Source organism: Antribacter gilvus, from assembly GCF_003946865.1.
In the GTDB taxonomy this organism is placed as follows: Bacteria; Actinomycetota; Actinomycetes; order Actinomycetales; family Cellulomonadaceae; genus Antribacter; species Antribacter gilvus.
Genome location: NZ_QXTH01000014.1, coordinates 16249 through 35831 on the forward strand (window position 1 = coordinate 16249; position 19583 = coordinate 35831).

The 19583-nt window shown below is 71.7% G+C and carries 20 protein-coding genes; 16 read left to right on the forward strand and 4 right to left on the reverse strand.

The window, feature by feature from the left end; all coding sequences use genetic code 11:
* A complete protein-coding gene (locus D1350_RS20270; RefSeq protein ID WP_276313778.1) occupies window positions 1–1254 on the reverse strand; it encodes an Nramp family divalent metal transporter in 1254 nt (417 codons plus the stop codon).
* 99 nt (window positions 1255–1353) lie between these two features.
* Here D1350_RS20270 and D1350_RS20275 point away from each other — a divergent pair, with 99 nt between their 5' ends.
* The 13 genes from D1350_RS20275 to D1350_RS20340 all read left to right on the forward strand — a co-directional run bounded on the left by D1350_RS20275 (window position 1354) and on the right by D1350_RS20340 (window position 14288).
* Entirely contained in the window at window positions 1354–2688 is a 1335-nt protein-coding gene (locus D1350_RS20275) for a glycosyltransferase 87 family protein (RefSeq protein ID WP_125777867.1), read from the forward strand.
* Window positions 2689–2819: 131 nt separating this feature from the next.
* On the forward strand, window positions 2820–3944 hold the full coding sequence (locus D1350_RS20280) for a glycosyltransferase family 4 protein (protein WP_276313779.1): 1125 nt from the start codon (window positions 2820–2822) through the stop codon (window positions 3942–3944).
* A gap of 1 nt (window position 3945) precedes the next feature.
* A complete protein-coding gene (locus D1350_RS20285) occupies window positions 3946–5172 on the forward strand; it encodes a glycosyltransferase (RefSeq protein ID WP_206074616.1) in 1227 nt (408 codons plus the stop codon).
* A 33-nt stretch (window positions 5173–5205) separates the two neighbouring features.
* A complete protein-coding gene (locus tag D1350_RS20290; RefSeq protein ID WP_240644252.1) occupies window positions 5206–6051 on the forward strand; it encodes an SGNH/GDSL hydrolase family protein in 846 nt (281 codons plus the stop codon).
* Window positions 6052–6061: 10 nt separating this feature from the next.
* A complete protein-coding gene (locus D1350_RS20295; RefSeq protein WP_125777871.1) occupies window positions 6062–7837 on the forward strand; it encodes a choice-of-anchor I family protein in 1776 nt (591 codons plus the stop codon).
* 159 nt (window positions 7838–7996) lie between these two features.
* Window positions 7997–8485, forward strand: coding sequence for a TIGR00725 family protein (locus D1350_RS20300; RefSeq protein WP_125777872.1), 489 nt, complete (start codon window positions 7997–7999; stop codon window positions 8483–8485).
* 954 nt (window positions 8486–9439) lie between these two features.
* Entirely contained in the window at window positions 9440–9811 is a 372-nt protein-coding gene (locus tag D1350_RS24955) for a hypothetical protein (RefSeq protein ID WP_420807831.1), read from the forward strand.
* A gap of 1083 nt (window positions 9812–10894) precedes the next feature.
* Complete coding sequence (locus tag D1350_RS20315) at window positions 10895–11692, forward strand: class I SAM-dependent methyltransferase (RefSeq protein ID WP_125777873.1); 798 nt, start codon at window positions 10895–10897, stop codon at window positions 11690–11692.
* Between the two features lie 26 nt (window positions 11693–11718).
* On the forward strand, window positions 11719–12075 hold the full coding sequence (locus D1350_RS20320) for an ArsR/SmtB family transcription factor (RefSeq protein ID WP_125777938.1): 357 nt from the start codon (window positions 11719–11721) through the stop codon (window positions 12073–12075).
* Window positions 12072–12725, forward strand: coding sequence for a cation diffusion facilitator family transporter (locus D1350_RS20325; protein WP_125777874.1), 654 nt, complete (start codon window positions 12072–12074; stop codon window positions 12723–12725). Before D1350_RS20320 ends, D1350_RS20325 begins: the two co-directional genes overlap by 4 nt.
* A gap of 34 nt (window positions 12726–12759) precedes the next feature.
* Window positions 12760–13521, forward strand: a complete 762-nt coding sequence (locus tag D1350_RS20330; protein WP_125777875.1) for a MerR family transcriptional regulator — start codon at window positions 12760–12762, stop codon at window positions 13519–13521.
* Between the two features lie 12 nt (window positions 13522–13533).
* A complete protein-coding gene (locus D1350_RS20335) occupies window positions 13534–13863 on the forward strand; it encodes a YnfA family protein (RefSeq protein WP_125777876.1) in 330 nt (109 codons plus the stop codon).
* Window positions 13864–13871: 8 nt separating this feature from the next.
* Entirely contained in the window at window positions 13872–14288 is a 417-nt protein-coding gene (locus D1350_RS20340) for a TIGR03668 family PPOX class F420-dependent oxidoreductase (RefSeq protein ID WP_125777877.1), read from the forward strand.
* On the opposite strand, the gene D1350_RS20345 is transcribed toward D1350_RS20340, so the two are convergent.
* The 3 genes from D1350_RS20345 to D1350_RS20355 all read right to left on the reverse strand — a co-directional run bounded on the left by D1350_RS20345 (window position 14289) and on the right by D1350_RS20355 (window position 16610).
* Window positions 14289–15245, reverse strand: a complete 957-nt coding sequence (locus tag D1350_RS20345) for a hypothetical protein (protein ID WP_125777878.1) — start codon at window positions 15243–15245, stop codon at window positions 14289–14291.
* A 75-nt stretch (window positions 15246–15320) separates the two neighbouring features.
* Window positions 15321–15824, reverse strand: a complete 504-nt coding sequence (locus D1350_RS20350) for a GNAT family N-acetyltransferase (RefSeq protein WP_125777879.1) — start codon at window positions 15822–15824, stop codon at window positions 15321–15323.
* A 3-nt stretch (window positions 15825–15827) separates the two neighbouring features.
* Window positions 15828–16610: a GntR family transcriptional regulator gene (locus tag D1350_RS20355; RefSeq protein ID WP_125777880.1), complete on the reverse strand. Its 783-nt coding sequence runs from the start codon at window positions 16608–16610 to the stop codon at window positions 15828–15830.
* Between the two features lie 137 nt (window positions 16611–16747).
* Here D1350_RS20355 and D1350_RS20360 point away from each other — a divergent pair, with 137 nt between their 5' ends.
* The 3 genes from D1350_RS20360 (at window position 16748) to D1350_RS20370 (ending at window position 18904) form a co-directional block, all read left to right on the forward strand.
* Complete coding sequence (locus D1350_RS20360; RefSeq protein ID WP_125777881.1) at window positions 16748–17002, forward strand: hypothetical protein; 255 nt, start codon at window positions 16748–16750, stop codon at window positions 17000–17002.
* On the forward strand, window positions 17002–17403 hold the full coding sequence (locus tag D1350_RS20365; protein WP_125777882.1) for a hypothetical protein: 402 nt from the start codon (window positions 17002–17004) through the stop codon (window positions 17401–17403). Before D1350_RS20360 ends, D1350_RS20365 begins: the two co-directional genes overlap by 1 nt.
* 475 nt (window positions 17404–17878) lie before the next feature.
* Window positions 17879–18904, forward strand: coding sequence for an HNH endonuclease (locus D1350_RS20370; protein WP_125777883.1), 1026 nt, complete (start codon window positions 17879–17881; stop codon window positions 18902–18904).
* The last annotated feature ends 679 nt before the right edge of the window (window positions 18905–19583 follow it).

The following is a 19583-nucleotide window of genomic DNA, read 5'->3' on the forward strand; positions in this document are numbered from 1 at the left end:
TCAGGAACCCGTGAGCGTGAGCCACAGCAGCGTCACGTTGAGCGCGACGATCACCGCCGCGACCACCCAGGCCACCGCCTGGGTGGTCGCGGCGTTCCGGTGCTCGCCCAGCAGGGCGCGGTCCCGGGTCAGCACCACGAGCGGGATCATCGCGAACGGGATGCCGAAGCTGAGCACGACCTGGCTGACGACGAGGAGCCAGGTGGGCGACAGGCCGGTCGTCAGCAGCACGATCGCCGGGATCAGGGTGACCAGGCGGCGGGTGAGGAGCGGGACGCGGACCTTCAGCAGGCCCGCCATGATCTCGGCGCCTGCGTAGGCGCCGACGGAGGTGGAGGCGAGGCCCGACGCGAGGAGCCCCACGGCGAAGAGCACCGCGATCACGGGTCCGAGGGAGCCCGCGATAGCCGCGTACGCCCCCTCGATCGAGTCGGTGCCCGCCGTCCCGCCCAGGTTCGCCGCGGCGAGCAGCAGCATCCCGATGTTCACGCCGCCGGCGAGCAGGAGCGCGAGCACGACGTCGTACCGGGTCGCCCGGAGGAGCTGCCGCACCCGCGGCTTCCCGGGCTCCGGCCCTTCCTCGGGGTGGTGCCGGTCGCGGGCCAGTGAGGAGTGCAGGTAGATGGCGTGCGGCATGACGGTGGCGCCCAGCATGGAGGCGGCGAGCAGGACGGAGTCGGTCCCCGCGAGCCGGGGCACCAGCCCGCCGAGCATCCCGGCCGGGTCCGGCGGCGCGAAGAACAGCCCGGCGCAGAAGCCGACGGTGAGGATCACCAGCATCGAGGTGATGACGGCCTCGAACGCGCGCTGGCCGCGGCGCTGCTGGATCGTCAGGAGCAGGAGGGAGACCAGCCCGGTGATCACCCCGCCCAGCACCAGGGGCACGCCGAACAGCAGGTGCAGGGCGATCGCGCCGCCGATCACCTCGGCGAGGTCCGTGGCGGCGGCCACCACCTCCGCCTGCACCCAGTACGCGAGCCGTGCCCGGCGCGGCAGCCGCTCCCCGAGGACCTGCGGCAGGGACCGACCCGTGACGACGCCGAGCTTGGCGGACAGGTACTGGACCAGCACGGCCATCGCGTTGGCTGCGACCAGGACCCACACGAGGAGGTACCCGAAGCGGGCGCCCGCCGTGAGGTTCGCCGCCACGTTGCCGGGGTCCACGTACGCGATCGCCGCGACGAACGCGGGTCCGAGGAGCATGACAAGGCGGGCCCCGCGGAGACCGCGGGTCGCTGTCGAGACCTGGTGCACTGATCCTCCATAAAGTTCGGTGACCCGAACTCTAACTCGCGGTAGGCCTGATCGCACCAGTTTGTTCTCCGCGAGGCGCTCCGGTGGCAGGATGTCCGCGTGGCCGCCCCGACGAGCAAGACCGGACTGACGAGCAAGATCGCGCGCGCGCTCGGCTCCTGGCCGGCGCTCTGGATCGGCTTCGCCCTGGTCCACGTGCTCCTGATCCAGCAGGCCTGGCAGTGGGAGCCGCAGATCTACGGCGACGTCGCGCTCTACGAGTGGTGGGCGCGCAACGGCCTCGACGCCGGCTGGTGGCCCGTCTTCGACGGGGAGTTCGTCTACCCGGTCGGCGCGCTCCTGCCGATCACGCTCCCGGCCCTGTGGACTCCGGACGCCGCGGGCTACAAGGTCGTGTGGACCTCGATGATCTGCATGCTGGACGCCGTCGCGTTCCTCGCCCTCGGGTCCACCGCCCCCCGGGGCCGGGTGGCCGCGTGGTCCTGGCTGGCCTTCCTCGTGGCGCTCGGCCCGATCTTCCTCGGGCGGCTCGACGGCGTCATCGCGCCGCTCATCCTGGTCTCCCTCCTGATCGCGATGCGCCACCCGGCCGTCGCCATGGCGCTCGCCACCGTGGGCGCGTGGATCAAGATCGCCCCGGGGGCGGTCGCCGTCGCGCTCCTGGCCGTCAGCCGTCGCCCGCTGCGGGACGTCGTCCTGCCCGGCGCGGCCGTCACGGTGGTGGCCGTGGGCTGGGCACTGATCGGCGGTTCCGGCACGCGGGTCCTCGACGTGTTCGGCGAGCAGGGTGAGCGCGGCCTCCAGGTCGAGTCCGTCGCGGCGACGCCGTTCGTCGTCGCCCACCGCTGGGACCCGACGATCCTCATCGAGTACAACGAGCAGATCTTCACCTACGAGGTGCTGACCGACGCCGCCGCCCGGGTCGCCGCCGCGCTCGACGTCGCGCTGGCCGTCGCCGTGGTGCTCGTCGCCGCGCTCACCTGGTGGGCGGGCCGCCGTCGACCCGACCGCCTGCAGGAGGTGCTGCTCCTCAGCGCCGCGGCCCAGCTGCTCGCGCTCATCGTGTTCAACAAGGTGGGTTCGCCGCAGTTCATCGCCTGGATCGGGCCGCCGCTCGTGGCGGGGATCGCCCTCTCCCAGCTGCGAGGGCTCGCGTTCCTCCGCACGTGGGCGCCGCCCCTGCTGGTCGCGCTGGTGATCGGCCGCCTGACCTTCGAGATCTTCCCCGCCCAGTACGGCGAGTTCCTCGGCGGCTGGCCCCACATGGTGTGGATCGGCGGGATCCGGAACGGTCTCATCGTGGTGCTGTTCCTGGGCGCCGTCGTCCGGCTCGTCCAGCTCGCGCTGGCGGCCACGCCGTTCGCGCGAGTGGTCGAGGAGCCTGCGGTCGAGGAGCCTTCTCGTGCCGAGGAGCCCACCGACGCCACGCCGTGACGGGCGGCGGCGGCCGGGCCTTGGCCCGCGCCCGTCACCATTCTGTCGCCAGCAGTTCTCCGGTTCGCCGCCCAGAACTCCCCCAGTCGTCACCGTCGACTGGTCAAGTTTTTCTTGTGCGCGTAGCTATCGTGGCAGAGAGCTTCCTCCCGCAGGTCAATGGCGTCACCAACTCCGTCCTGCGTGTGCTGGAGCACCTGGAGCGGCGGGGTGACGAGGCCCTGGTGCTCGCACCGGACGCCGACTCCGGCACGGTGCCCCCCTTCGTGAGCGGCGCGCCGGTGGTAGAGCTCGGCTCCATCGGGCTGCCCGGCTACCCGGACGTGCGGCTCGTCGTCGGCAAGAAGTGGCGCACCGAGCGCACCCTCGCGGCGTTCGCGCCGGACGTGGTGCACCTCGCGTCGCCCTTCGTCCTGGGCTGGCAGGGCGTTCTCGCCGCCGAGCAGCTGCGGCTGCCCACGGTCGCCGTCTACCAGACCGAGGTTCCCGGGTACGCGGCCCGGTACGGCCTGCCGCACCTGGAGTCGCTGCTCTGGCGACGCGTCAAGAACATCCACGAGCGGGCCACGCTCAACCTCGCTCCGTCCACCGCGACGATGGCGCACCTGGCCCGGCGTGGCATCCCCCACCTGCGGCTCTGGGGCCGCGGGGTGGACACCACCACCTTCCACCCCCGGTTCCGCGACCCGGCGTGGCGTGCCCGGGTCGGCGCCGGCCGCGACGTGCTCGTCGGCTACGTGGGCCGCCTCGCCGCCGAGAAGCAGGTCGAGGCCCTCGCGGTGCTGGCCGACCTGCCGGGCGTGCGCCTCGTCGTCGTCGGCGACGGCCCGGAGCGCGCCGACCTGGAGGAGATCCTCCCGGACGCCCACTTCACGGGCCTGCTCCGCGGTGCCGAGCTGTCGCGCGCGATGGCGAGCCTCGACGTGTTCGTCCACCCGGGCGAGCTCGAGACGTTCGGCCAGACCCTCCAGGAGGCGCACGCCAGCGGCGTCCCCGTCGTGGCCCCGGCAGCGGGGGGCCCGCTCGACATCGTGCGCCACTCCCACGACGGCTGGCTCTACCCGCCCGGCGACCACCAGGCCCTGCGTGGTCACGTGCTCGACCTCGTCGGCGACGAGCGCAAGCGCCAGGCGTTCGGCGAGGCCGCCCGCGAGCATGCCGCCACCCGGTCCTGGCACGACGTGTGCGAGGACCTCGTAGGTCACTACGAGCACGCCATCCGCGTGCATGAACGGGCCGGGTCGGCGGAGGTATGACGTGCGGATAGTCCACGTCGCCAACTTCTACGGGCCGCGTTCCGGAGGCATCCGCACCGCCATGCACGCCCTCGCCGCGCAGTACCTGCGGCGGGGGCACGAGCCCGTGCTCGTGGTGCCCGGCGAGCGGGCCGGGGTCGCGGTCCTGGACGGCGTCCGGGTGGTGACCGTCGCGGCGCCGCGCGTCCCGTTCAGCGGCGGCTACCGCGCCGTGACCCGCCCGGCCCAGGTCCACCGCCTGCTCGAGACGCTCCAGCCCGACCGGCTCGAGGTGAGCGACCGCACCACCCTGGTGGGCACCGGGGCGTGGGCGCACGAGGCCGGCGTGCCGTCGGTCCTCCTGCTGCACGAGCGGGTCGACGGCGTCCTCCGCGCCTTCCTGCCCGGCGGCGGGCCCGACGGGCGCATCCGCGAGGTCGGTGCCCGCACCATGCCTCGGCTCGCCGACCGGTACAACGCGCGGACGCTCCCCCTGTACGACCGGCTGGTCGCCACCACCGGGTATGCCGCAGCCGAGGTGGAGCGGCTCCGCGCCCGCCCCGGCTGGCAGCGGTCCGGGCTGCGCCTCCCGCCGCTGCACCGCGTGCCGCTGGGGGTGGACCTCGGCCTGTTCCGCCCCGACCGGCGGTCCACCGCCGCGCGGGACGAGCTCGCGCCCCGTGGGACGGCGCTCGTCGTCGTCGCCAGCAGGCTCTCGAAGGAGAAGCGGGTCGACCTGGCCGTCGACGCCGCCGCCCAGGTGCTGCGCGACGGCCGCCCGGTCCGGCTCGTCGTGGCCGGCGCGGGACCGCTGCTCCCCGCGCTCCGCCTCCGCGCCGAGCAGGCGGGACTGCCCAACCGGTTCCTCTCGTTCGTCCCCGACCGGGAGCGGCTCGCCACGCTGCTGGCCTGCGCCGACGCCGTCGTCGCCGCCGGACCCATCGAGACCTTCGGCCTCGCGGCGCTCGAGGCGCTGGCGTCCGGCACGCCGGTGGTGTGCTCGTCCACGAGCGCGCTCCCGGAGGTCGTGGGCGAGGCCGGTGCGGCCGGCGCGCCCGAACCCGGGGCGCTGGCTCTCGCCCTGCACGACGTCCTCGACCGCGACCCCGTCGCCCGCCGGGTGACGGCCCGCGCCCGGGCCGAGCTCTTCCCGTGGGACGCCACCGGCGCGGCGATGGTCGCGCTGCACAGCCGCGCCGCGTTCGAGACGCACCTGAGCGTTCCCGAGCTCGCTGTGAGTCCGGCGTGATGGGGAGCCCGGCGTGATGGGGAGCCCGGCGTGATGGTGGCCCTCGGCGACTCGATCACCGTGGGCGTCGGCGACTCGGTGGGGTCCGACGCCGTCCACGGGCCCGGCTGGGCGGCGCACCTCGCCGCCCTCCTGCGGACCGAGGCGTTCACCAACCTCGCGACCAACGGCGCCCGGGTGCGGGACGTCCGCCGCGACCAGCTCCCGCGCGCGCTCGCGCTGAGGCCGACGCTCGCCACGGTCTTCGCGGGCGGGAACGACGTGCTGCGCAGCGACTTCGACGCCCGGGAGGTGGAGCGGGACCTGCGGGCGACGGTCACCGCCCTGCGCACAGCGGGGACCGACGTGGTGCTCGCGACCCTGCCCCGGATCGGCCTGTTCGAGCTGGCGCCCTCAGTGGTCCGCGCGGTCGTGCGACGGCGGGTCGCCGCGGTCAACGCGGCTGTGTCGACGGTCGACCCGCCGCGCCCGGGGCGCGACCTGCCCGGCAGGCTCCTCGTCGTCGACAGCGTCGCCGCCGTCGCCCCGGCCGGGCGCGGCGCCTGGCACATCGACCGGGTGCACCCGTCGCCCGCGGGACACCGGCAGCTCGCTCTCACGGCCGCCGCCGCCCTGGGCGAGCCGGCCGACGTCGGGCCCGGGCTTGCCGACCGGCTCCCCGCCGCGCCGCCGCCTCCCACGCTGCCCGAGCGGGTCGCCTGGCTCGTCACCGCCGGGGTGCCGTGGTGCGTTCGGCGGGGCGGGGACTTCCTGCCGGGCCTGGTGCGGGCCGTCGTCGCGGACCTGCGCGCGGAGCGGGAGCTCGTGAACCTCCTCGTTCACCGGCGGTACACCCGTGGGCCATCACCGCGTCCGAAGTGCGACACCCCCGAGCCCTAGCGTCCGGGACATGTCCCGCTCTCTGAACCTCCTCGCCGTGAGCGCGTGCGCCGGCGGCCTCGTGCTGGGCGCCTTCGCCCTGCCCGCGGCGACTGCCCTGCCCGCCGCCCCCGCCGCGGGCGGCGCGTTCATCCCCGGCGCCGGCGTCGTCGCCGACCCCGTCACCTACTCCGCCGACCGGGCCGGTCTGGCGCTGCGCCCCCTCGGCTCCTACTCCACCGGCGTGTTCGACGAGTCGTCCGCCGAGGTCGTCGCCTACCACGCCCGGAGCGAGCGCCTCTTCTCCGTGAACGCGCAGGCGGGTGAGGTGACCGTCCTCGACGTGTCCGACGTGACGGCCCCCGCCCGTCTGTTCGCGCTGCAGACCACCGGCGTGCCCGCCGCCGACGGCTCGGTGGTGCCCGACGGCGCCGTCGCCAACTCCGTCGCCGTCCGCTCGGACGGGCTCACCATCGTGGCCGTCGAGTCCCCCGACAAGGTCTCGCAGGGCTGGCTCGTCTTCTTCGACGCGGCCGGGGACGGCGCGGCGCTGGGCGCCGTCCGCGTGGGCGCGCTGCCCGACATGGTGACGGTCACGCCCGACGGCCGCACCGCCGTCGTCGCGAACGAGGGCGAGCCTGACGACGACTTCACCGTGGACCCTGAGGGCACCGTGTCCGTCGTGGCGCTGGCGCACCGCGTCGCCGCGCCTGCCCAGTCCGCCGTGCGGACCGCCGACTTCCACGCCTTCGAGGGCGACGCGCTGCCCGAGGGTGTGCGCGTGTTCGGGCCGGACGTGGCCGCGCCCGACGGCTCGCTCACGTACCGCGTCTCGCGGAACCTCGAGCCGGAGTACGTCGCCGTCGACAAGCACTCCGGCACCGCCTACGTGGCGCTGCAGGAGGCGAACGCGGTGGCCGAGGTGGACCTCGCGTCCGCCACGGTGACCGCGATCCGGTCGCTCGGCGCGAAGGACCACTCCGTGGTGGGGCAGGGCATCGACCCGTCCGACAAGGACGGCGTCGCCGCGATCCGCGAGGTGCCCGTCCAGGGCCTCTACATGCCGGACGGCCTCACCGCCTACAGCGTGCGCGGAGAGACCTACCTCGTGTCCGCCAACGAGGGCGACGCCCGCGAGTGGGGCGACTACGCAGAGCCTGTGCGTGTGAAGAGCCTCGGCAAGAAGGGCGTCCCGCCCGTCTGCGCCGGCTCGCCGGCCGCCGGCCTGCTCGGCGACGCCGACCTCGGCCGTCTGAACGTCACCACGGCGTCCGGCCTGTCCGACGACGGCACCTGCTACGAGGAGCTGTACTCCTTCGGCAGCCGGTCGTTCTCCATCTGGACCACCGACGGCGAGCTCGTCTTCGACTCCGGCACCGAGCTCGAGGAGATCACCTCCGCCGCGCTCGGCGACGCGTTCAACACGAACCACACCGAGACCAACTTCGAGGGCCGGTCCGACGACAAGGGTCCCGAGCCGGAGAACCTCGCGATCGGGTCCGTCGGCGGACGGACGTACGCGTTCATCGGCCTGGAGCGCGCTTCCGGTGTCGTCGTCTACGACATCAGCTCGCCCGCGCAGTCCGAGCTCGTGACCTACGTGTCGAACCGCGACTACTCCGTGTCGGTCGAGGACGCGGACGACACGTCCGCCGCGCTGTCCGCCGCCGGCGACCTCGGCCCCGAGGGCCTCGCGTTCATCCCGGCGTCCGACTCGCCGACGCACAAGCCGCTCCTCGCCGTGGCCAACGAGGTGTCCGGCACCACGACGCTGTTCCAGGTGGACCTGGTCCGGGGGCGTGGCTGACGGGTTGCCCCCCGCTCTGCCTGCTCGCCTGCTCTGCCCGCTCTGTCCGACGCCGGTCGGTTGCCTCCTTACGGAGGTGACCGGCCGGCGTCGGTCGTCTGGGCGGCGGGGGGCGCTTCCGGCCGCGCGAGCGGGCTGGCGGCCGGTGAGGATCGTGGCATGACTGTGCAGATCACCGTCTCCGGACCGCGCAACGGGCCCCAGCAGGACCACGACAATGCCTACGCCGTGGGCCGGCTCCTCGCCCTGGCAGGGGCAGTGGTGGTGACCGGCGGCGGGCCCGGGGTGATGGAGGCCGCGTGCGCGGGGGCGCGCGACGCTGGTGGGACGACGCTCGGGATCCTCGCCGCGGCGACGCCGACCGAGGCGAACCCGTACGTCGACGTGGTGGTTCCGACGGGTATGGGCGAGGGACGGAACGCCATCGTCGTGGCGTCGGGGCAGGCGATGATCGTCGTGGGCGGGTCCTGGGGAACGCTGAGCGAGGTGGGGCTTGCGATGCGCCGCGGGATCCCGGTGGTGACCGTCGGCGGTTGGCACCTGCGCGGCGCGGACGGCCAGCCCCTGCCCGACGCCCCACCCACCGCCGACACCCCGCAGGAGGCGGTGGACATTGTGCTGGCTGCGCTGCGCGGGAAGGCCGGTTAGCTCAGAAGGGTGGGGCGCCGGGGTCGAGGGGGCCGCTGTGGTCGAGGGGTCCGCTGGGGTCGTTGTCCGGTGGGTGCGTGTCGGATGCGGCCGGTTCGCCGGGCTGCTCGGGTTCGCCGGGCTCGGTGGACTGAACGGGGTCGCCGGACTGCTGAGACTGGCCAGGGCGGTCGGGTGGTCCGGGTTGGGCGTTCTGGTGGTGGTGGGTGGGGTCGGTCGGGGTGAGCGGGATGGTGTAGGTGCGGCCTGTGGGTGAGGTCCAGGTCGTCCGGCCGGTGTCCGGGTCGCGGGTGACGCGCCAGCCGCCGTGGGTCTTGGCGCGGTGGTGTCGCCGGCACAGGGCGTGCAGGTTGGTCGCGCGGGTCTGCCCGGGCTCGGTCGTGTCGTCCGCGTCTGCTCGTCCGCTCCCGCCTGCTGGCCTGCTGCCGTCTGGTCGTCTGCTGGTGGGTTGGTGGTTGTAGGGGTTGATGTGGTCGAGGTCGCAGTGTTCGGCGGGCTGGTCGCAGCCGGGGAAGGTGCAGATCTGGTCGCGGGTCTGGACGGCTCGGCGGAGGGCAGGGCCGGGGGTGTAGGTCGTGGTGGAGTAGTCGGTCAGGATCCCGGTGGCGGGGTCGGTCAGCAGCCGCTGCCAGGTTGCGTCCTGGGCCAGGGTCCGGGCCAGGTCGGCCGGGACGGGCCCATACCCGGTCAGCTGTCCGGGTCCGTCGTCCAGGCCGAGCAGGGTGCTCGCGGCGAAGGTGAGGCGGACCAGGGGTCGGGTGGGCACGACGCGTAGCACGAACCCCGCCCCACCGACCGGCGCCCCGCACGACGTGCACGACCCGCCCGCCCCCGCACCACCCGCGCCGGCCCCGCCGGGGGCGGCTGAGCCCGCCAGCACCGCCGACGACGACAACGGGGTGCCGTCCGGTGCTGTCGGGGTCGTTGCTGTCGGGGTCGGTGCTGTCGGGGTCGGTGCTGTCGGGGTCGGTGCTGTCGGGGTCGGTGCTGTCGGGGTCGTTGCTGTCGGGGTCGGTGCTGTCGCGGTGGGGCGGGTCGCGGTGTCGGTGTCGTTGTCGGTGTCGCTGGTGGTGGCGGGGAGGACGTTGCCGGTGCTCAGGGCGACCAGGACGTCGGCGCGGGCCTGGGCCAGGGTCCTGGCTTCGCCCGGGGTACGGGAGATCTGGTGGGCGGCGTCGTCCACGACGGCCCAGACCGCCACGGCCTCCTCGGCGGGCAGATAGGCGGTCAGGTAGGCCATGGAGTTCTCCACCGGTTCCAGACGCACGTACCGCTGCTCCACGGCGGCCTTCCGGTTGGTCTCGACTCCCTGGGGGCAGGCGGTGACGGCTTCGGCCAGCATCCGCCGGCGGAGGGCCCGTAGCCCCAGCCTGGGTGCGTCGGGCAGGACCCGTACGGTGGCCGCGCGGCGGGCCTGGGGGTGGGCGAACACCCCGGCGAACGCCAGCACGTCGACCTTGGCCACGTCGACCACCCCAGCGCGCAGGGCGTCACGCGTCTCGGGCAGGTCGCCCAGGGCTTGGCCGCGAGCGACCAGGGTGCGGCCCACGTGCCCGGCATGACCCACGACCAGGCCCAGCTCCTCACCCAGGTGCTCACGCTCTGCGGACCACGCCCGCCGCGCCGCGAGCTCACCGGCCGCCTGCGCCTGAACCGACGCGACCCACGCCGCCAGCCGCGCCCCCGCAGCGACGACCTCGACCAGCACACTGTCACCCGCGTCGGCCAGATCTACCCCGGCGAGCAAGCCCGCCAACCCCGGACCCGGCACCACCCCCGCGAGCAGCCCCTCCAGCCCCGCGGCGTCCCACCCGGCAACCGCCGCGACTGTCGGCGCGGCGTCTGTCGGCGCGGCGTCTGTCGGCGCGGCGTCTGCCGCCGACACTGCGGGCACGTTCGAGGAAGGCAGCGTCGACAGGGGTGTGGACACAGTCGACCGGCCGTCTGCACCCGCCGCGGGCGCGTGCAGCGTCGCCGTGACGGTCACACCGCTCGCCACACCCGGACCCGGAACCCAGGACACGTCCGGCATCACGCCGAGGGCGCAACCATGCGGCAGACCGGCTCCGGCCTGCCCTGCACGCGCACCACCCGACGACTCGAACATGAGTTCTATTCTATCGAGCGGGCCCAGAACCGCGACCCGAACCACGAGTCTGTGGATAACCCTTGGAGGGCCAGGTCACAGCCACTCAAGAAACCTCGGGCAGCCCGCGACCGACATTGCCCGCCCGACCCGAACCCCACGGTAGAACGAGCCACCCACACGAACGCCCCGCCTCGCGAGCCACCTGCCAGAGGCGGGACGACCGTGGAAGGCGAGCGCCGCCGTCGTGCACCGGATGCGCCGCGAGGCCGACGCCCCAAATGACCGAGCCGCCAACCTCATCCCCCCGTAGCCTCGCGTTCATGCCTGATCACGACCCCTACGGCGACCCCGACCTCGTCACGCTCTACGACCTCGACAACCCGGCCGGACCTGACCACGCCTTCTACCGGGCCCTCGCGGACACCCTGGGCGCCCGGACGATCCTCGACCTCGGCTGCGGCACCGGCCTGCTCACCCGGGCTCTCGCCACCGAGGGACGGCGGGTGGTCGGCGTCGACCCGAGCCACACCATGCTGGACCACGCCCGGGCACAGCCGGGCGCAGACAAGGTCACCTGGATCCTCGGCGACGCCTCCGCCCTCCCCGACGCGGCCGGCCCCGGCCACGCCGCCGCCCCTGGCAACGCCGCCGCGCCCCACAACAGTGCCGACCTGGTGGTCTGCACCGGGAACGCGATCATGCACATCGGCCCGGACGACCTGCCCCGGGCGCTGGACGCCGTCGCCCGGAGCCTCCGCCCGGGCGGCGTCCTCGCGTTCGAGACACGGAACCCCGCCTATCGGGAGTGGGAGCGGTGGACCCGCGACGCAACCTACGGCGAGCGGATGACGAGCCTCGGCCTCCTCCGCGAGTGGATCGAGGTGGCCTCAGCAACCGACAGCCGAGTGGTGTTCGACGCGCACAACGAGCTCCCGAGCGGCGAGGACCGCGTCTATACGACCGTGCTGCACTTCCGCGACGAGATCACGCTCCGCGCGGCGTTGGCGGCAGCGGGCTTCGCCGAGACGCACGTCGCCGGCGGATGGCACGACGACCCAGTCACCGACGATTCGCGCGTCCTGGTGTTCACGGCGGCACTGAGTTCACGGCGGCTCTGACCCTGGGCTAGCATCGCTCTGTGACGATGACAGAGTCCCCTGCCGATGCCAGAGCCATGGAGGCCGCCGCCTGCCTCTTCCACGGCTTCTCCGAACCCGCCCGGCTCGGGATCCTGCGCCACCTCGCCCTGGGTGAGCACCGCGTCGTCGACCTGACCCAGCACCTCGGGCTGGCCCAGTCGACCGTCTCGCAGCACCTGGCCTGTCTCCGCGACTGCGGACTCGTCGACTCACGGCCGCAGGGACGCGCGTCGGTGTACTCGCTGTCGCACCCGGAGGCCACGCTCGAGCTCCTCGCCGCGGCGGAGCGGCTGCTCGGCCTCACCGGCGACGCCGTCGTCCTCTGCCCGGTGTACGGGGTGGACGGGAGCGCGGCGTCATGAGCAACCCCACGTCGGTCGAGACCGATCGGCTGACCCGGCGCGGGTTGCGCCTGGCTCAGGTGACGGTCGGCTACAACGTCGTCGAGGGCGCCGTCGCCATCACCGCCGGTGTCATGGCAGGACTCGTCTCCGTGGTCGGGTTCGGCATCGACTCAGCGATCGAGTCCATCTCGGCCGTGCTGGTCGGGCTGCGCCTGGCGGCGCGCCTGCGCCAGGGCCCGGACGCCGAACCCGACGAGCGCAAGGAAAAGCTCACCCTGCGCCTCGTCGCGATCACGTTCTTCCTCCTCGCGGGCTTCGTGACCGTGGAGGGCGTCCGCGCCCTGCTCACCCAGGAGACGCCGGAGACGTCGCCGCTCGCGATCGGCCTCCTCGTCGCGTCGCTGATCGTGATGCCGCTGCTCGCGGCCGCGAAGGAACGGGTGGGACGCGCGCTCGGCGGCGACCGGCTGATCCTGGCCGACGCCGCGGAGACCCGCATCTGCGTCCTCCTTTCCGTGTCCACCCTGGCGGGCCTCCTGCTGTTCGCCTGGACAGGCGCCGCCTGGCTGGATCCTGTGGCGGGGTTCGTCATCGCCGCGTTCGCGATCCACGAGGGCCGGGAAGCGTGGGAAGGCGAGCTCGTCGAGGACGAGGACGACCACTCTTGACCTTCGAGCCGGGTCCAAGGTCTAGCGTCAGACCATGAGGATCTCCGAGCTGGCGCAGCGCAGCGGGATACCCGCGACGACGCTCCGCTACTACGAGAAGGAAGGGCTCCTGCCGGCCCCGCGCGCCGGGAACGGCTACCGCGCGTACGGCCCCGACGCCGTCGACCGCCTGGCGTTCATCGCCCAGGCGCGCCACCTCGACCTTCCGCTGGCCGCGGTGCGCGAGCTCGTGACCGCGTGGGAGTCGGAGCCGTGCCACAGCGTGCGGGACGCCTACCGGTCTCTGCTCGTCGAACGTTCCGTGCAGGTCGGGGAACGCGTCGTCGCGCTGGTCGCCCTCCAGGAGACGCTCGCGCAGGCGATCACCCGGCTCGACGACCTCCCCGAGCGGGACGCGCCCTGCGACGACACGTGCGTCCACCTGGACAGCGACGGGCCGACGGCGGCCTCGGGCCCGGACCGAGCGCCCGTCGCCTCCGCGGTTGGCGCCTCGGCACCTGTCGCCGACGCGCCCGTCGCCTGCACCCTCGGCGCCGGCGACTACGCCGCACGGACCGCCGCCTGGCGGGACCTCCTCGCGGGCGCGGTCCGCGAGGAGGTGGCCGGCGGCGTCCGCGCAACCCTCCCCGTGGCCGACCTCGAGCGCACGACCGCGCTCGCCGCCCAGGAGCAGGAGTGCTGCGCCTTCTACTCCTTCCGCCTCGACCTGCGCGGCCCGGTCTTCGACCTCACCATCACCGCGCCGCCCGACGCCGGCCCGCTGCTCGCCGACCTGCTGCCTGCCCGGACCTCCTGACACCCTTGTCCCATGACGGTCACGCGCTCGATCATCCTGTTCGTCGTCGCCGCGCTGTTCGAGATCGGCGGCGCGTGGCTGGTGTGGCAAGGACTGCGGGAGCACAAGGGCTGGCTCTGGGTCGGCGCCGGAGTGATCGCGCTCGGGATCTACGGGGTCTTCGCCACCCTGCAGCCCGACGCGAACTTCGGCCGCATCCTCGCGGCGTACGGCGGCGTGTTCGTGGCGGGCTCCTTGGCGTGGGGCATGATCGTGGACGGTTTCCGGCCCGACCGGTGGGACGTCGTCGGCGCCCTGATCTGCCTGGCCGGGGTGGGCGTCATCATGTACGCGCCGCGGTAGGAGGGCCGGTGCGCCTCGATCCTGACGAGTGCCGCGAGCGCCTGGGCGCCGCCCGCTCGGCGTATCTCGCGACGGTGGGCGCGGACCTCGCGCCGCACGTCGTGCCCGTGGTCTTCGCGCTGGCCGACGACGTCATCTCGATCGCCGTCGACCAGAAGCCCAAGACCACGACGAACCTCCGTCGGCTGCGCAACCTTGCCGAGAACCCGCGCGTCGCCGCGCTGTGCGACCACTACGCCGACGACTGGTCGCAGCTCTGGTGGGTTCGCGCGGACGGGATCGCCACCGTCGAGGAGGACGGCCCGGTCCGGCAGGCGGCGATCGACCAGCTGGTGCGCCGCTACCCGCAGTACGACGACGATCCGCCGCGCGGCCCGGTCGTCCGCATCGCCGTGACGAGGTGGACGGGGTGGGCGTTCCGGTGATCAGGCTGGCTTCGCTGTAGCGCCCCGGCCGCGGAAGACGTGCTCGCGGTGCCAGGCGAAGTACGACGCGCGACCGTCCCATCCTGGGATCGCCCGACCGTCGAGGGAGTCAAGGCGCGCGGAGATTGCCGGCGCGACAGCCTCGTCCGTCGCCACGTAGTGACCGTCTGCACCCGTGATGTACCCCAGCTCGAACAGCCAGTCACACCCGAAGAGGCACGCGAGCATGGCGACGTTGGCCAGGTCGCGGCGCTCGTCCTCCGTGCAGGCCGACCGACGCTTGATGTGGGCCGCCCACAGCGCGTTCACCGGCAGCACCTCACCGCAGAGGGCACAGGGCGCCTCGGTCCGACCCTGGAGAAGACCTCGCCGCAGGATCGGCTGCTCGCCGCGACGCATCAGCCGGACGGCGAGATCGGTGGGGCCGTCGTACGTGGCCGGAAGGTCGTCGTCGGCCTTCGGCTTCGCCAGAACCGGGCCTCGCCCGGGCCTGCGCTGCTCCGGGGCGGGCGCGTGGGCGAGGTCCCGCTCGAGCCGCGTGGCGTCGTCCGGCGTGTATCCCGGCACGTCCAGCAGGAGGCGCATCCGCCTCGTGGTGTTGCCGCCCTTGGCTCCGGGCTCCTGACCGACCCGTCCCTGCGATCGCATCAGAGCCTTGGCCAACTCGTCGATGTCCGCGATCTCGCCGAGCCGCGCAGGGACGGGGCTGAGCCGGCGGTCGCTCCAGGCGACGTTCTTCGTCCCGCGCGAGTCCACTGCCGCGTCGGTCACCGTCGCCCCGAGGTCGCTCAGCCGGCGGAGCAGGATCGTGAACCCGCGGGTGTACTCGGTGTTCCGCGCGCTGGCAGTGCCCACGGTGCCACCCCGGCTCTCCACCACGAGCGACAGGTCGTCACCGTGCACCTCGATCATGAAGGTCGAGTCGACCTCTGCACCCTCGTCGTCGAACACGCGCACAGCGACACCGTTGCATACATGCAACAGGCGGCGGAAGCACCGGCCCGGCGTTTCTGCTGGTCACCGGACCAACTCCTAGAGTCTGTAGACCGCTGCCGCCTCCGTCAGGCCGCCACTGTGCACATGCTCAACCTCGCCGAGCAGAACCGCGCCCATGCGCTCGTACAGGGCGACCGCGGCACGGTCCTTCAGCATGACGTCGAAGGCGACTGCCAGCCCGAGTCTTCGGGCGTGGTCGACAGCGGCAGTCATGAGCGCGCGGCCGGCCCCGGAGCCGCGATGGCGGGGATCGGCGAACAACCGGACCGGGATCGCCAGCTCATTGGTGCTCCCGCCGGTGCGCTCGCGCCAGACCCGCGCGGCGTCGTCGTCAGGCGTGGCGCTCGTGAGCGTGACCTGGCCGACCAGCCGGCCATCGACCTCCGCCGTCCAGCTTCGCAGCTCGCGAGGGTGGCGCAGCCACGCCTCCGGGTCGCCGACCCCCTCGACCGGGTATCCGTCGAGCGCGTGGACACGGACGAGGATTTCCGCGAGGACGGGGAGGTCTGCCTCGGTGCGGTGACGGATGGCGAGGGGCACCGGTCAGTCCTCGACGGGCATGTCGTAGTCAAGAGCGGTGAAGTCGGCGCGCATCACGAAGCGCGTGACCTCGAAGGGCCGACGCCGGTCGTCCATGCCTGTGTGCCACAGGTCGATCACGGGAACGCCGTCCGGCAGGCTGAGGCCTGCGGCTTCCTCGTGGGTCGGCATCCGGGCGCTGATCTCCTCGCGGACGTACGCGATGGGGTAGCCCAGTTCTTCGAAGCGGCCGTAGATGCTGCCGTGGCCCATCTTCTTCGTGTCGGCGATCGGGCTTCCCTCCACGATCGCCCACGGGCTGTAGGTGGTGCCGACCTGCATGGGCTCACCGTCCGCGTAGTACCAGTTCTCGCGGCGGACGACGTCCGTACCCGCAGGAATCTCTAGGCGCTCCGCAACCTCCCCGGGCGCGGAGATGCGGGTGACGCTCCGGCACTCCGTATCGGGGGTGCGACCCTGGGCGATGACCTCGGCACGGAACGGCGAGAGCCCGGACTGGCGCATCGCTCGGGAGTAGCGACGCCGACCGAACCGCATGAGCTTGGGCCTGACGCGAACGAAGACGCCCCGCCCGTGCTCAGGCTGGACGAGTCCTTCCTGAGTGAGCAGGCGGATGGCTTCCCGCGCGGTGTTGCGGGCCACCCCGTGGGACTCGGCGAGCTCGCGCTCCGAGGGGAGCTTGGCGCCTGGACTCAGTTCGCCACCGTTGATCGCGTCGCGCAGCAGGCGTGCGATCTCACGGCTCGGTTTGTCAGCGGCCTTCGGGGTGGGGGCCTTCGCGGGCATGCGTCGACTCTACCGAACTGGCGCAAGCCACCTCTTGACCAAAGAGCCGGAGCCTGGTCTCCTGGATCCACTGGCTCAAGCCAGTTGCCGAGAGGACGGATGGACGATGAAGCACCCGCACGGGCAGGCGACCTGAGATGGGCCGCGCCGAAGCCTTGTCGCTCGCCTGGGACCTGCTTTCGCGGGCGTCGCTCGACCTGCGCAGCACGGTCCGCACCCTCGATCTCCATGGGCTCACGGTCCACGCGGCCCAGGCTCGCGCGCTGCAGCAGAACGCGAACGAGCTCTACCTGCTCGTCCGCAAGGAGGCCGACGCGGCACACCGGGAGCAGAACCCCGATGCGTACGACGAGGACGGCCGCTGGATCGGCAACAACCACAGGGGGCACTGATGGAACGTGGACTGGGGCAGAACGGGCGTGCGGCATTCCCCGATGAGGGAGCCGACGCCGCACGGTGGCTGGCGAACGCCGCCGACGACGTGAACGCGGCGGTGCACCACCTCGAAGGCATCAAGCCGGCTGCGGCCGTCAACCTTGAGCAGCTCGCATCCAACGCGGTGCAGATCGCGCACGAGGCCCGGCGTCTCGAGGACCCGCCGTGGGCCTACCGGGCCGATGCGCTGGCGGACGTCGAGCGCTGCCTCATGCGCGCGGACGAGGAACTGGGCAAGGCGCTGGAGGCTTACCGAGCACTCGGCGCGACGGCAATGGCCGACCAGGTGGCCGCCCTGGCCCTTCGAGTAGACCGTGCGCTCGGGACGCTCTGCCACCGGGCCACATCACGGACCTGATCTGAGGGACCGTGAGCCGGCCTCGTTGGGCAAGCGGAACACCACGCTCCTGACTCAGATCGTCGACACGACGCGCGCCACGGGGATTGTGTCCCGCGGCTGAACCGTGGTGTCGGTGGTACGTAGATGTGTAGCCGTTCGGCTATCGGACCTACCGGGCGACGTTCAGCATTGTCACCCCTAGATGGAGGTTCATATACACCTCCTGCCTAGGTGAGATAGCCGGAGTGCGAACTTCTTGAACACGCCGTCTCGACCATCGGGATGAGCGGGTGATGCGCCGCGTTCGGCACGCGGAGCGCAGAGGAGACCGCGACTGATGCACCAACAGCACCTGCGGAGGTTTCCCGAGGGCTGCCGTCGATCTGGGGTCACGAAAACTGGATGAAACCTTCGGCGGGAGGCGCTCGCGAAGTTCCACCCGCCGGTCAATGTACGCTAGGTTTTAAGTCCCAAACGTATCGGAGGGAACGTCGTGAGTATCGGAGTCGTAGATCGGAAAGCACTATGGGGGCGCTCCGCGAGTCGCTGCGCCTTCCCCACGTGCCGGCGGGAACTAATTCAAACCAACGACGAGCTGACGCGACAGGAACTGATCGGCTCCGGGTTGATCGTCGGCGAAGAAGCACACATCCGAGCCCAAAGTCGAACCGGCCCCCGTCACGACACCAACTACGATGGTGTTCACACCTACCTCAACCTCATCCTCCTTTGTCCGACACACCACACGGTGATCGACAAGAGTGATCCTGAGAACTGGCCCGTTGAAAGAATCGAAAGGCTCAAGGCTGATCACGAGAAGTGGGTGCGAGAGTCACTGACCCTGGACGACGCAAATCGACTCGAGACGCAGATTCTTCTGGCCGCAGACGTGCAACGCATCGATAGACTGCTATTCGCGGATTGGCCTACGGCCTACTGGCAACTCAGCTATCCAATCCCATTCCTACATCAAGCGCGTTATGACGCGATCACACAGGTAGGCCGCTTCCTACTCGCAAAGGATTGGCCATCCGCCTACCCGGCAATGGCCATTGCTGCCGATCGCCTACGTCGAGTGATAGCAATTCTCGCGGAGCACATCGTAAGCGCCTTCGAGCCCCAAGAGCCCTCAGGCCAACTCAAGTTGATTCGATCAGAAAAGCGACTCAACCGCTGGGACTCAATAGTCTACAACGAACTATTTCACCAGACGCAGCTGAATATGGTTACATCGTGGTGGCTAGCCGACGCGCTAACATGCGAACTGAACCAGTGGATCCGCGTGGTTCGCGATGAGCTGGATGCTCACTACAGGTTTGCTGAGGGATTGATACTCGTGCCCATCGGAGACGGAGTCATCGAACCAGTCGCTCACTCGCGCCTTGAGTATGATCGTGTGGCCGAGCTTCCCGTACTCCCCCGTTCACGTTCCGAAATTAGGGATTGTGTCGAGAGGAAGGCGTTGGAGCGAGGAGTCGATCCGCAATCTGTACATCCGAGCGAGTTGTCATTCTCCTAGGGATTTGATGACAACAAACTACCTGAGCCCTGGCCCCTGCGGCGTTCTACGATCGCTTAACCTCTTGATCACTCAGACACCTCCCGAGGCAGCCATGATTGCATAGACGCAAGCAGACTCTAGGCGGTCGCCGCTGTAATGGTGGGCAACGGTGGCAATCGTTCTCGCGTCCATCGGTTCGTGAAGGAGAATCGCAGTTCGGTCCGTCTCCGTGACATCAAGAGGAGATCACAGCCAAGGGGTCGGGCATAGTCGACTGCGGCGGTCATTTAGTGCGCGACCTGTCGCGACACCACCGAACCGGGGATCCACAAAGAGCTGGACCGGCATCGCAAGCCGGGCGGGGTACTCATGCCAGATGCGGGCAGCGTCATCTGCGTGCCCAGCCCACGACAGGACGACCTGCCGGCCTGGCCGTCCATCGACTTCGCAGTACTGCTCGCCATTTCGCGGGGACGGCGTAGCCGCGTTCGATCACCGGCACGCGCCGGGCCATCTTCAGCCGGGCAACCTCCTCCAGGGTAGGCATCCGCGCCGAGATGTCCGCGTATACGAGGTGATGTAGCCGCGCTTTGAAGCATCGGAGCTCGGGCTCGACGGCGGTCCGGATCGGCTGGCGTTCCTGTCGATCAGCGGACGCCCAGCCGTCGGCGGGAACAGCTCGGCGTGCCAGGGACAG

Bases quoted from the DNA above. Each gene is read 5' to 3' on its own strand.
- D1350_RS20290 (WP_240644252.1), top strand. From the start codon at position 5,206: ATGGTGGCCCTCGGCGACTCGATCACCGTGGGCGTCGGCGACTCGGTG.
- D1350_RS20295 (WP_125777871.1), top strand. From the start codon at position 6,062: ATGTCCCGCTCTCTGAACCTCCTCGCCGTGAGCGCGTGCGCCGGCGGC.
- D1350_RS20300 (WP_125777872.1), top strand. From the start codon at position 7,997: ATGACTGTGCAGATCACCGTCTCCGGACCGCGCAACGGGCCCCAGCAG.
- D1350_RS20315 (WP_125777873.1), top strand. From the start codon at position 10,895: ATGCCTGATCACGACCCCTACGGCGACCCCGACCTCGTCACGCTCTAC.
- D1350_RS20320 (WP_125777938.1), top strand. From the start codon at position 11,719: ATGACAGAGTCCCCTGCCGATGCCAGAGCCATGGAGGCCGCCGCCTGC.
- D1350_RS20325 (WP_125777874.1), top strand. From the start codon at position 12,072: ATGAGCAACCCCACGTCGGTCGAGACCGATCGGCTGACCCGGCGCGGG.
- D1350_RS20330 (WP_125777875.1), top strand. From the start codon at position 12,760: ATGAGGATCTCCGAGCTGGCGCAGCGCAGCGGGATACCCGCGACGACG.
- D1350_RS20335 (WP_125777876.1), top strand. From the start codon at position 13,534: ATGACGGTCACGCGCTCGATCATCCTGTTCGTCGTCGCCGCGCTGTTC.
- D1350_RS20355 (WP_125777880.1), bottom strand. From the start codon at position 16,610: ATGCCCGCGAAGGCCCCCACCCCGAAGGCCGCTGACAAACCGAGCCGT.
- D1350_RS20360 (WP_125777881.1), top strand. From the start codon at position 16,748: ATGGGCCGCGCCGAAGCCTTGTCGCTCGCCTGGGACCTGCTTTCGCGG.
- D1350_RS20365 (WP_125777882.1), top strand. From the start codon at position 17,002: ATGGAACGTGGACTGGGGCAGAACGGGCGTGCGGCATTCCCCGATGAG.